General features: G+C 44.0%; 3 protein-coding genes and 10 pseudogenes. 1 reads left to right on the top strand and 12 read right to left on the bottom strand.

What is annotated here, in order from left to right:
* Nucleotides 1-58 precede the first annotated feature (58 nt).
* On the bottom strand, nt 59-1,129 hold the full coding sequence (locus BV11031_RS00070) for a HAMP domain-containing histidine kinase (protein WP_010328700.1): 1,071 nt from the start codon (nt 1,127-1,129) through the stop codon (nt 59-61).
* A pseudogene (locus BV11031_RS00065) lies at nt 1,123-1,835 on the bottom strand (winged helix-turn-helix domain-containing protein). Before BV11031_RS00065 ends, BV11031_RS00070 begins: the two are co-directional and overlap by 7 nt.
* A 144-nt stretch (nt 1,836-1,979) precedes the next feature.
* On the opposite strand from BV11031_RS00065, the pseudogene BV11031_RS00060 reads away from it, so the two are divergent.
* Nucleotides 1,980-2,174: pseudogene (locus tag BV11031_RS00060) on the top strand (hypothetical protein); the annotation flags it as partial.
* A gap of 49 nt (nt 2,175-2,223) precedes the next feature.
* On the opposite strand, the pseudogene BV11031_RS00055 reads toward BV11031_RS00060, so the two are convergent.
* The 10 genes and pseudogenes from BV11031_RS00055 to bmrA form a co-directional block, all read right to left on the bottom strand.
* Nucleotides 2,224-2,986: pseudogene (locus BV11031_RS00055) on the bottom strand (arylamine N-acetyltransferase family protein).
* Nucleotides 2,987-3,244 (bottom strand): HPr family phosphocarrier protein, encoded by a 258-nt coding sequence (locus tag BV11031_RS00050; protein WP_003219835.1) that lies wholly within the window; start codon nt 3,242-3,244, stop codon nt 2,987-2,989.
* Nucleotides 3,245-3,267: 23 nt separating this feature from the next.
* Nucleotides 3,268-4,216, bottom strand: a pseudogene (whiA, locus tag BV11031_RS00045) (DNA-binding protein WhiA).
* A 22-nt stretch (nt 4,217-4,238) separates the two neighbouring features.
* Nucleotides 4,239-5,188 (bottom strand): annotated as a pseudogene (gene mgfK, locus BV11031_RS00040) (gluconeogenesis morphogenetic factor).
* Between the two features lies 1 nt (nt 5,189).
* Nucleotides 5,190-6,072, bottom strand: a pseudogene (gene rapZ, locus BV11031_RS00035) (RNase adapter RapZ).
* Nucleotides 6,073-6,093: 21 nt separating this feature from the next.
* Nucleotides 6,094-6,559 (bottom strand): annotated as a pseudogene (locus BV11031_RS00030) (NUDIX domain-containing protein).
* A gap of 326 nt (nt 6,560-6,885) precedes the next feature.
* Entirely contained in the window at nt 6,886-7,836 is a 951-nt protein-coding gene (gene trxB / locus BV11031_RS00020; protein WP_010328708.1) for a thioredoxin-disulfide reductase, read from the bottom strand.
* A 219-nt stretch (nt 7,837-8,055) separates the two neighbouring features.
* Nucleotides 8,056-9,446 (bottom strand): annotated as a pseudogene (cwlO, locus tag BV11031_RS23145) (peptidoglycan DL-endopeptidase CwlO).
* Between the two features lie 379 nt (nt 9,447-9,825).
* Nucleotides 9,826-11,276, bottom strand: a pseudogene (locus BV11031_RS00010) (tetratricopeptide repeat protein).
* Between the two features lie 126 nt (nt 11,277-11,402).
* Nucleotides 11,403-13,076, bottom strand: a pseudogene (bmrA, locus tag BV11031_RS00005) (multidrug resistance ABC transporter ATP-binding protein/permease BmrA); the annotation flags it as partial.
* Nucleotide 13,077 lies beyond the last annotated feature (1 nt).

Here is a 13,077-nt window from a genome sequence, read left to right as displayed (position 1 = left end):
TATAAAAAGGAAGTCGGCAGCCTCCCATCGAACTTTCTTGCAATTCCGCTCTCCAATCTTACAAAGCTGTCACATTCACTAGGGTGTCACTTGAAAACACGATGGTCATCACAGTGCCCGTCCCTTGTTCTGATTCTGCATACAGCTGATGGCCAAGCCGGCTGCACACTTGTTTTGCTAAATAAAGACCCATTCCCGTTGCCTCTTTCATGCTTCTTCCGTTTTCCCCGGTAAAAAACGCGTCAAAAATCCGCGGCAGATCCTGCGGCGGTATGCCAATGCCTTCATCAGCAACCGACAGGCGCGTTTCATGGCCCACTGTTTCTATCCGGATTGTAATATGGTCTCCCACCCCTTGCCTTGAATATTTCAAGGCATTATAAAGGATCTGCCCGACAACAAAAGAAAGCCATTTTTGGTCGCTCGAAATCTGAACCGGGTTTGGCGGCACATGTAATGTTGGGAAAAGGCGCCGTTTGATAAACTGCCGTTTTTCCTGGTTAATAAGTGAACGGACAAGCTCATTTAAATCGAAAGTTTGCGGCCTTACATCAAACGCAAATTCCTCCAGCCGGGCCGTCTGCAGCATCATATCAAGCCCATGGCGAAATCTCTCATTTTCATCTTCCAGCTCCTCTAAAAACGTTGGAAAAGAAGAAGCGGTCCCGTTTTTTCCTTCTTGAATCATTAAGGAAATGACAGAAACCGGTGTTTTCATATGGTGAACCCATTGATTGGTGAAGGTATAATGCTGTTTTTGCTGATTCGTATAGTGTGAGAGCCTGCCTTCGTATTGCCGACCGAGTGCGTTGATCATGTTCGTCCAAAGCGCCTGCTCTCGAGTTCTTGGCTTTCGGGCTTTCAAAGACTGGCCGATGTCATTCGAAGAAGACGCTTGTTCCGCAAGCTTTTTGACATAAGTGAGAAAGGAAAACTGCCGAACATAATCAGCGGCAAAACCGGCGGCTAAAAGAACACCGGGCAAAATCCATATGTACATCATATTTTCTGCGGGAGGCTCTGCGCCGCTCTCTATGATGCTTAAATACGCAATCAGCATGGCGGTCCCTATCCCTAATAATGAAAATAAAATAATGGCTAAGCGGTCAATGAGATAAGTCTTTAACACTCCGGTTCACCCTTCCGATTGACTTGAAATTGATAGCCTTGTCCCCTGATCGTTGTAATGCAATTTTTCAGTCCGGCATTTCCAGTTTTCTCCGCAGCCGATTGACATTGACCGTTAACGTATTATCATCGACAAAATCAACATCATCCCATAACGCCTCCAATAATTCATCACGGGAGACGATTTTTTTATGTTTTTTCACGAAAATGGATAAGAGCTGGAATTCTTTTTGTGAAAACAAAATGCGGGTGCTGTTCCACTCCGCCTCATTCTGATCAGGATAAATCGTGAGCCCGCCAACCTCCACTATTCTTGATTCCTGTGACAAAGAAGGCGAGTATTCACCATACGTGCGGCGGAGGACGCTTTTGATCTTGGCCAACACTACCTCTAGATGGAATGGTTTCGTGATATAATCATCCCCCCCATTTTCTATCGCCATGACCTGGTTCATCTCATCGGTTCGTGCCGATATAAAGATAATCGGCGCATTGGAAATGGTACGGATTTGCCTGCACCAATAAAACCCGTCAAAAAAAGGAAGATTGATATCAAGCAGGACAAGATCCGGTTTCATTTCTATAAATTCATATTTTATATCATTCAGCTGTTCAGCTATTTTCACTTCATATCCGTATTTTTGAAGATGTCCGCCCAGCAAAGAAGCAATCCGGTCATCATCTTCCACAAGCAAAATCCGATACACGTTTATCCCCCTTACATGTATGTCGCGATGACTTTTCTAGAAGATTCCAAATTCATTATAGCATGTGGCAGAATCGCAAATGGTCTTTTTCCATACGTTATGATAGAATGAAAAGGAAAAATTTGCTGTTAAGCAGGTGTCGTCATGAAGAAAATTATGCTGCTTCTGACAATAACGTCAATTCTTTCAGCATGTCAGCCCAGCTATACCGGAAAATACATAGAAATTGGGGATACACTAACTGAATACGAAAAAGAGTGCTTTAAAGAGCATCAAATTCCTTATCAATATGAAAAGGGAAAACTATATGTTCCAGATGATGCATTTGATGTAGTAATCATACATGTTCATAAGAAAAAGCTTGCAGACATGCTGCAAGCTTTTCACGTTACAAAAAATAAGTATTTAATTTCTCTTCAAACGCTGAAGGGCCGATGTCACGTTTTTGGCCTTCACCGCCGTTTTCATGAATCGTGAAATGGCGGTCTGTCATGACCATCCGTCCGTTTGGTGTCAGCTTTGAAGCGAGCGGTGATTTGTTAAAGGAGATTTTTCATGAGAGTGAATCATGTCCTTCATGTCATCTAAATCACCGGCATCGCTCTCATCAAGGGTAAAAGCGTAACCGATTTGCCAGCCGTCTCCCTTGTCCATCAATAGAACATGGCTGCCCTTTTCTGTTTCTTCTTCTTTGATTCGAAATGACCCGACAGGTGATTGTACCGTTTCTCCAGAAAGCGGTATCGGCTGGAGCGCCAGGTTGATGCCGAAGCCGATATCAACGATGTACTCGCCTTTTTCCGCAGACAGCCATACAGCAGCATGCGTCCCGTCTAATGCCCACTCTTCTTGTTTTCCTGCATAAACCGTTCCCGAATGAGCTTCACATGAAACCCGGCCTCACGCAGGACAAAATAAAGCAAACCATTTAAATCGTAGCACAGGCCGCCCCGTTGTTCTTTGACCAGACGGCGCAACAGCTCTTCTTTTGTTACCTTATAATTCTCTTTTGCGAGTACGGCACGGTTTTCAAATGGAAAACGGTATGCCATTGCTTCGAGAAAAAGGGGGAGATCGCCGAAGCTGACATGGTCTTTCTCCCAGCCGATTTTCTGAAAACAGTCTTTTAAAAAATCACTCATTTTTATCACCTAAACTTCTTCTTGAACATAAGCAGCCAGCTTTTCCAGCGCCTCTTGTTCGTCTTCTCCCTGGGCAATCAAGGTAACCTCAGTGCCTGTGCTTACCGCAAGGCTCATCAGCCCCATGATGCTTTTTGCATTTACTTTTTTCCCATCCTTCTCAAGAAACACATCTGACGTAAACCGGTTTGCCTCTTGTACAAACAAAGCAGCAGGACGCGCCTGCAGTCCTGTCTTTAATCGAACTTCCACTTTCTGTTGAACCATAAGATCTCCCCTTTTCTTTACGGTTATTTTAAAGTGACGGTTTGCCCTGTCCGCAGCTGTTCTGCGATTTCGTCAAGTTTTCTCAGCCTGTGATTGATCCCTGATTTGCTGATTTTCCCGCTTGTTACCATTTCCCCTAGTTCTTTCAGCGTCACTTCTTGATAATCAATCCGCAGCTGCGCGATTTCCCGAAGCTTTTCAGGAAGCGCATCCAAGCCGATTCTTTCATCGATGTATTTGATATTTTCCACCTGCCTGAGCGAAGCGCCGATCGTTTTGTTTAAGTTGGCTGTTTCACAATTCACGAGGCGATTGACCGAATTTCTCATATCCCTGACGATTCTGACATCCTCAAATCGCAGCAGCGAATTGTGGGCACCGATGACGTTCAGAAATTCGGTAATCTTTTCAGCCTCTTTTAAATAAGTGATATAGCCTTTTTTCCGTTCGAGCGTTTTGCTGTTTAACTGAAACTCATTTAACAGGTCGCATAATGAATCGTTATGCTCCTTATAAAGAGAGAAGATTTCTAAATGATACGAGGAGGTTTCCGGATTATTGACCGAACCTCCCGCCAAAAATGCCCCTCTCATATAAGAACGTTTGCAGCATCTCTTTTTGACCAGCTCTTCCGAAATACTTCGTTCAAACACAAAATTCTCCCCGAGTATTTTTAAATCCTCTAAAATTGTTTTGGCATTTTCCGAAAAACGCACAATATAGACGTTATTCTTCTTCAGCCGCATTTTCTTTCTGACCAGCAGCTCGACCGACACATATATTGTTTTTTCAGCAATGTATAGATGCGGCGGGCAATCGCCGCATTTTCAGTTTGAACATCAAGTACGAGATGGCGGTTTGTAAAGGATAATGCTCCGTTCATCCGGATAAGCGCAGACAGCTCTGCGTTAATGCAGCAGTCTTTCACTTCCAAATTCGTTAATTCTTTTTTGTTTCTGATGCAAATGACATATAGCCACCTCATTTCAAGGCTTCATTCTTTTAGTAAATCGACAAGAAGAGAGGCCACTTTATGTGTATCGTGACGAATTACGTCATTTTTATGCGTTACGATTTGATCTCTGATGACTTCCAGCCCTAGCGCTTTTAGCTCTTCGATATCAAAATCAACAGGGCGCGCCGATTCCATTTCGTACTTACGTTTGATTTCGTCAGGAATGTCTTCACTGTTCACTAATATCGTATCAATGAAATCGCAGCCCATATGCTGATTGAGCGCTTTTACATGATCAGCAGCGGTGTAATGGAGCGTTTCGCCGGGCTGAGTCATCACGTTGCAAATGTATACTTTTTTCGCCGGCGCCTTTATGACTTCTTCCCCGATTTTTGGAACGAGCAAATTGGGAAGAATGCTTGTATAGAGGCTACCCGGGCCGATAATAATCAAATCCGCTTCCCTGATTACCTCTATCGTTTCCGGCAGCGGATCAATATGTTCCGGCGTAAGAAACACACGCTTAATGCGCTGTCCGTACGCCGGGATCGTGGACTCGCCTGAGACCACGCGGCCGTCTTCCATCTCTGCATGCAGAACGACACTGGCATTAGCAGCTGGCAAAACCTTTCCTCTTACATTCAGCACCTTGCTCATTTCTGTGACAGCGTGAAAAAATCACCGGTTATATTCGTCATCGCTGCCAAATCAAATTCCCGAGAGAATGGCCTGTTAAGTCATTCCCCTTATTGAAGCGGTGCTGAAAGAGATCTTCACAAGCGGCTCGACATCGGATAAGCGGCAAGCACGTTTCTGATGTCTCCGGGTGGCGGAATTTTCAGTTCATTGCGCAGACGCCCGGAGCTTCCTCCATCATCGGCAACTGTCACAATGGCCGTAATGTCAACTGGTTTATGCTTCAAGCCCCGGAGCAATACAGAAAGACCCGTACCGCCGCCAAAGATTGCGATTTTCGGTTTTTGTTCCATCTTATTTCCGGCTTCTCTTTTCAATGTCCCGGTGAGTAACATGAGAATAGTAATCCTTCTTGAAATAATCAGCTAAATGTTCGGCAAGTGTCACAGAGCGGTGCTGGCCCCCTGTGCAGCCGATCGCAATGACAACCTGGCTTTTTCCTTCTCTTTTATATGAAGGCAGCATAAAGCTCAGCAGATCGATCAATTTTTCATTGAACTTCTGCGTTTCATTCCACTTCATGACGTAAGAGAAACCTCTTTATCCTTGCCAGTCAGCGGACGCATGCTTTCAATATAGTAAGGATTCGGCAAAAATCTGACATCAAAGACGAGGTCTGCGTCAATCGGGATACCGTATTTAAAACCAAATGACATGACATTCACGGTAAATGTTTCTCCTTGGTTTGACGCAAAGTGCTGTACGATTTTTTCACGTAAATCACGCGGCTTCATGTTGACGTATCATAAATGATTTGAGAGCGGCCTTTTAATTCCTCAAGCAGCTCCCGTTCCAGCCAATGCCCTCAAGCGGCAGGCCAGTCGATGCCAGCGGATGCGAACGTCTCGTTTCTTTATATCTCGTGACGAGATGGAATCCTTTGCATCTAAAAATAAAATACGAGGAGTAATCCACGGATTTTCCGCCATCTCATCCAGCGCCTCAATCAGCCGGTCAAAAAATTCACGGCCGCGCAAATCCATCACGAGCGCAACCTTGCTCATTTTCGAATTTGATTCCTTCATCAGCTCTAAAAATTTCGGAAGCAATGAAGGGGAAGATTATCGACGCAGAAATAGCCGAGGTCTTCAAAGCTTTGAATGGCGACCGTTTTTCCCGCTCCCGACATTCCGGTTATAATGACTAGCTGAATATCATGTGATTCACTAACGCTCATCTTTCTCCCCCTGACTACTTTTTACTTGATATGCTGCGGATCTAAACGATAACTGAGCAGCTTGAAGTCCGGTGTATACGTAAAGGTGCCGTGCAGCAGCCCTTGGCCCTTCATCATAAAATCAAGAATGGCCGTCTCCCGGGGCCATAGGCAAGTTTTGAATCTCCTCAATATTGTGCCACTGCAATTTGCCTTCCTCTGATTCGGATACATTTTGTCCGGTATATGAATCAGCGACAAACGTAAACATCATCCACTCAGAGACAATCTGGTCACCTTCTTTAATGATAAAGGTAAAAACGCCTTTTAACTGAGGGTTTATGATATAGATACCTGTCTCTTCTCTGTACTCTCTGATGACGGAATCTCTGACTGATTCCCCGCTCTCCATCTTGCCTCCCGGCGCGACCCACCAGCCGCGTCTCGGCTTTTGCAGCAGAAGGACCTTGTCATCCGTCTGAAGCACACAATTTGTCACTCTTTGCAAGTACGTTCACCTAACCTTCTCGTCCTGTCATCGTCTCTTTATTATACCGCTTCAAGATGCCTCCCACAATGAAGAGACATTGACAATCTTTTCTTATTTTACAGCATATTCATTCATGAATTCAGGTGATTTTTATGGAATAGGCAACCGCCTTTTATTTTTGGACAAAAAAAGGACACGGATAACTGGAGAATCCGTGCCAAAAAAGTGTATTCATTATAAAAAGGGGGTCAATTACGTTATTAATCATAACCGAAAAGCATTACACAACTGTTACAGCGGAATTAAAACCCAGTAACGTAATGTGAAACTCGTATGACAGCCTTTTATTTTAAAGTTTTCAGCGTTTCTTGGAGCTCTTCGACATAATGCTGTACGCTTTGTGCCGCAATACTTCCGTCTCCTGTAGCCGTTACGATTTGGCGCAGTGATTTTTCGCGAATGTCTCCGGCAGCGAAAATCCCTTCAACCTTTGTTTCCATGCGGTCGTTTGTTTCGATGTAGCCCTCTTCATTCGTAATGCCCAGATTTTCAAACGGTTTAGACAGAGGAAGCATGCCGATGTAAATGAATACGCCGTCTGTTTTGAATTCACTTTCTTCACCGTTTACTGTATCAACAAGCGTTACGCTGCCGACTTTGCCGTTTTCCTCATGAATTTCCTTCACGGTTTTATTCCAAAGGAAGTCAACTTTTTCATTATCAAATGCTCTCGCTTGAAGAATGCTTTGCGCACGGAGTTTGTCACGTCTGTGAACAATCGTTACTTTTGAAGCGAAACGTGTCAGATACACGCCTTCTTCCACAGCGGAATCTCCGCCGCCGACAACGACAAGCTCTTTGCCTTTAAAGAAAGCGCCGTCACATACCGCACAATAAGACACGCCGCGGCCGCCCAATTCTTTTTCGCCAGGCACGCCAATTTTCTTATATTCCGCACCTGCGGCAATGATCACTGCACGCGCTTTATATTCTTTAGAACCGGCTTTTACCACTTTGTACTCTTTTCCGTCAACCACTTCTTTAATATCGCCATAAGCGTATTCAGCGCCGAATTTTTTCGCGTGTTCGAACATTTTGTTAGAAAGCTCAGGTCCGAGAATGCTTTCGAATCCAGGATAGTTTTCTACATCTTCCGTATTGGCCATTTGCCCGCCTGGAATTCCTCTTTCAATCATTAATGTCGATAAATTTGCTCTTGATGTGTATACAGCGGCCGTCATCCCAGCAGGACCCGCGCCGATAATAATCACGTCATATACTTTTTCTTCTGACACACTATCCACTCCTTAACACGTCTTTTTCAAGTTGGGGCGCTTCTTTATATGATAAGAGTCCCCATCTAACGTATACCTTACCCATATCCTATAAAATCTCAGGGTGATACGCTATTTTTTTTGCTCATTTTTTTCTGATCATGATTAAATGTTTTTTAAAAGGGTATATGTATTAATAAAGAAAGAGCCTTCTGTTCAAGAAGGCCCTTGTCTTATTTATTATTGAACAACACGTCTTACAACGCCTTTAAATGCCTTTTTCCAGTAAACGTTGCTCATTGAGTCAATAGATACACCGTGAGATGAATTATCGTTTAGGAAAGTACCGTTTCCTAAGTAAATTCCAACGTGACCGTTTGTTTTGTATGTGTCAAGAAAACTAAGTCTCCGCGCTTCATTTCAGACGCGCTGACAGCTGTCCTCTAGCAACTAACGTATCAGTTGTTGTTCCGCCGACAGGTCCAAGGTTGACACCTGCAGAAGCGTATGCCCAGCGTACGAATGATGAGCAGTCAAAATACGGTTGTTGATATCAGACTGAGAGCGTCCGCCGCCAAATTTGTACGGTGATCTTCCGACAATGCTTGAACCAACGCTGATCGCGCCTTCAATTCCGCCTGAGTTACTGATGACAGTGCCGCCTGAATTGCTGTTTGAGCTGCTTCTCTTCTTAGAAGATGAGCTGTTAGACGAACTGTTTGATGAACTCTTAGAAGAATTGTTGTTTGAAGAATCATCATGAGATGAGCTTGCTGTTTCAGTTGTAGCTGTTTGTGTCTCATCAGATGCTTTTTGCGCTTCTTCCTGCTTTTTGATCAAAGCAGCCGCAGCTTCTTGTTCTTTTTTGATGCGTGCTTGTTCTGCTTCGGTATCTGCTTTTTGGTTCGCAAGCTCAGACGCTTCTGATTTTAATTCAGAAATCGCGTCAGCCGTTTTCTTCTGGCTTGCTTTTGCTTCTTCGAATAGCTTGTCTTTTTCATCAAGCTGTTTATCAAGCTCTTTTTGCATGGTTTCTAATTTAGCCAATGCAGCTTGAACTTCTTTCAGCTTATTATTCAAATCCGCTTCAGAATCTTCAAGTTTCGCTTTATCCTGCTCTTGCTGCTTGATTAAATCTTTGTCTGCATCAACAATTGATGAAACCGCAGTCGCGCGAGAGATAAAGTCACCAAAGCTTGTTGACCCTAAAAGGACATCTATGTATCCTTGAGATCCGCCGCTTTCCTGTAAAGAACGAACGCGTTTTTTCAGGATTTCGTTACGCTTTTCAATACGGGCTTCTGTTTCTTTAATCTCTTTTTTCAGCTTTTTGATTTCTTCTTTGTTTTAGCGTTTTCTTCTTTTTTATCTTCGATCTCGTTGCTTGTATTAAGCGCCTTATCGTTAATGTCTTTTAGTTCTTTTTCAATCTTTGATTGATTTTCCTGAAGCGCAGTTAATTCTTTTTCCTTCGCTTCTATGCTGGAAGCAACCTCAGATTGCTTGCTTTCGATATTTTGTTTCTTTTCATCTAATGTTTCCGCCGATGCAGTTTTACTTGTAAATGGGATCAAAAAACTGCTTGTCCCGATGACGGAAGCCAAACCAAGTGTCAATAAACTCTTTCTCACTTTTAATATCTCCCCTTTACTGTGAACCTGTTCTCATGTGGAATCGTATTTTAAACATCAAGTTTCGTTCCTCATACTCTACGAGGAATGATGGTTGTTTATGGTTAATGTTTCTGTGTATCTCTTATTCTGGCTGTATAGCGTTTATTTCACATCATATGTAAAAAACACTAATTCCTTATGTACGAGAATCATTATACCATCAAGTTTCGACAAATTAGCGATAAATTTTATTACATTTGTGTTTCAAACAGATGTCAAGTCATTCATCGTTTGTCATTTTTCTTAAACACCTAAAAAAACTGTCGATATTATTCTATTACTATAATCTATCAAATAAAAAAAGAGTCGATTATACAAATCGACTCTTCAAAATATTCTATTCTAGAATATCATCAATATATTTCATATATTTCGTCAGCGTTGCCGGAGAGATGCCAAATCGGGCCGCTGTGTCTTTTTTCGTATCATGTTTTCCGTGAGCTTCTTTCCAAATATAACAAATCGCAGCTGCCCAGCCCTTCTCATTTTTCAATGGAACGGCAGCCCGGATTTGCTGAATGACATGGAACACCCAGCAGCTCATGACCTCTGTTTTCATTTCTTCTTTTTCAGCTTGCTCCAATAATTTGACGGTTTGATAAGCGAAAAGCGCATCCTCTGATACATCAGCAGCCGCCGATTCTCCATTCAAGAGCAGCCTTACAAAATGATTTTCGAAAGGAGCGGTGATTCTCTTCGAGTGTATCACCGCTTCAAGATGCTCCGTTTCTCCCTTTGTGCTGCTGATATAATAGGCTGCGAGACGCTGCTCTACCGATGAAGGGAGTGCTTCCCTCCGTTCAACCCAGGGAGCCGGGCGGTCTTCTCCGGGATATTGCGACTCGACTTTTCTCCAGATCGTCTCGGCGAATTCAGTATGCCCTGTAAAATAAGCGGAGCACGAGAGCCAGTAAAAGAATGTGTCATCGCCTTCAAAACCGCTTTTATATAATGACTTGAGCCATTTATATCCGAGCTCATAGCGGCCGACAGCGCCAAAGTAGCTCCAAGTTTGTATCGCTGTTCCAATAGCATCGGATACACATTAGAAAGCCGGTCACTCAATTCCGCCACTTTTTCGTCTTCTCTTTCATAATAGTAGAAAACGAGAAGATTGCATAAGGCATGAAGATTTCCTTCATTATGACTGAGCACTTGATAAGCGGTTTCCTTTGCTTTAACGATGTTGCCTGAATAGAAATAGGCGAGCGCCAGATTGTTGTATGCTGACCAAAGCTCCGGATTCAGCTGTGATTTCCTCAAGCGCCGCCACAGCTTCAGCAAGCTGGCCGCTTTCCAAGAGGGACTTTGCCCGATCCTGTTTCACCAGCAATTCATCCTGATCATACAGAGAATCCTCAGGCCCGCCGTCTCCTAAATCTAGCAATTCAAGCAGACTATCGTTTTCTTCAGCGAATTCCCCGTCCGGATCGCATCTGAATAAGCGGCCGCTTCTTTATAAGCTTCTTGAAAGAGTCCCAGATGGGCAAAATTATTCGCTTTAAAGTAATGGCACTCCGGCATTTCGGTCTCCAGATTTGCCATAATATAATCAAGAAGATCGTTCGACTCTTGATATTGGCCCATTTCTGAATAAATGACCGCAAGCTGCGAAAGCATCTCTGAATCCTCCGGCTCCAAATGAACCGCGCGTTGAATCAGTTTGCTTGCCCGTTTCAGATTGCGCTCTTTATACGCTTTCAAGCCTTTATGAAAAAAATATTGTCCATCTTGAAGCAGCTGGACAATTTGTGCGTGATTTTTATGTTCAGAAGTGTGTTTTCCCACAACTACCCTCCGTTTTTATACAATATTACCGTCAGTAGTATACCATAAATCGTCAGCCCCTCAATAGTTCAAAAGGAAGGATTGGGAAAATCCCCCCGTTTTTTTGCTGGCTGATTCGACCAAAATTTACCCGGCTTTGTTTTCTAAATCCGCGTTCATTTTGAGCTGCTGTTCAGCAAAATCTTTATATAGATCATGCGAAGCCATTAATTCATGATGGGTTCCCCGTCCGGTAATTTCTCCTTTTTCAACAAACAGCAGCTGGTCCGCGTCTACAACAGTAGAGAGGCGGTGAGCGATGACAATCGTTGTGCGGCCCTCCATCAGCACCTCGAGCGCCTGCTGGACTGATTTTTCAGATTGGCTGTCAAGGCTTGAGGTCGCTTCATCAAGCATGAGAATGCTCGGATCTCGGAGAAGCGCTCTCGCAATCGCGATTCTTTGCCTTTGTCCGCCTGACAGCATAATGCCGCGTTCGCCTACCTCCGTATCAAGCTGATTCGGAAGCTCCTTTATGAAATTGAGCGCGTATGCCATCTCCGCGGCCTTTTCGATCTCAGCGTCCGTTACATCACGTTCTAACCCGTAGCAAATGTTTTCTCTAATCGTTCCTGACATTAACGGGCTTTCCTGTGATACATACCCGATATGCTCCCGCCACGATTCAAGCGAGTAAGTGTCAACCGGCTCTTCCCCAGCCGAATGATCCCTGCAGTCGGTGAATAAAAACGTTCAAGCAGCTTAAACAATGTTGTTTTTCCTCCGCCACTCGGACCGACAATCGCTGTTACTTTCCCTGCTTCAATGACGGCGCTGATCTCTTTCAAAATCAGCTGATCAGGCTTATATCCAAAAGACACACGATCAAGCTGGATAGGCAAATGCGCGTTTTCGATTTGTTTTCCTGTGACAGTATCTTCTCTTCTTCTGACAAAATCTCAATCATCCGTTCGGTTGCGCCGATTGATTTTTGCAGCTGTGTAAAAAACGTTGTGATCTGGCCCATCGGCATAATAATTTGAAACAAATATAAAATAAAGGCCACGAGCGCTCCGGCAGTGAGCTCGCCTGATGAGACCTGCATGCCCCCGTATCCGATGACTGCCACAAGTGCTGCCATTAATACAAGTGAGATAAGCGGACTGACAAGCGACTGAACCTTGGCTTCACGAACTCCCAGTTTAAATAATGAAGAAATCCCCAGTTTCCCGCGCCATATTCGACAACCTCCGCATTTGAAGCCTTGACGAGTCTGATTTCCGGAAGGATTTGATTCAGCAGGCCGGTAAAACGGGCTGTTTCATCTTGCGTTTCCCGAGAAATGGTGAACATCTTCCGGCCAATCGGGATTAGGATTAGAGCGGCAAGCGGAACGACAACTAATACAAGCAGTGTCAGCTTCCAATTCATAATAAACAAGATTGTCAGAGATCCAATGACTGAAATGATGCCTGTAATAAACCCGCTGATATGGGTTGTGATCAATTCTTTGACCACCATCGTATCATTCGTCACGCGGCTGACGGTTTCTCCGGAAGCGTTTGTATCGAAATAAGGGACAGGGAGCTTAATTAATTTCTTCCATAATAAATCCCGCAGCCCGGAAATGATTTTTTGTCCATTATAGTTAAGCGCATAGGTGGCATAGGCGCTTAAACCGGCCTGTACGAAAAAAACAAGCGCGATCAGCCCGATTTGCGTGCCTGACAGGTTTGACATGGAAAATCCGTCGACAAGCTGCTTCGTTAATAATGGAATCAGCAGGCTGACCAGCGTGGTCACAATACTGAGGGCCAGCGCA

The sequence above is a fragment of the Bacillus vallismortis genome, from assembly GCF_004116955.1.
Classification (GTDB): Bacteria; Bacillota; Bacilli; order Bacillales; family Bacillaceae; genus Bacillus; species Bacillus vallismortis.
The sequence above is the reverse complement of the archived record's forward strand: the minus strand, read 5'-3'. Positions and strand labels throughout refer to the sequence as shown.

What these genes read in the sequence shown, in the direction of transcription:
- BV11031_RS00050 (WP_003219835.1), bottom strand. Translation starts at nt 3,244, where the DNA reads ATGGTTCAACAGAAAGTGGAAGTTCGATTAAAGACAGGACTGCAGGCG.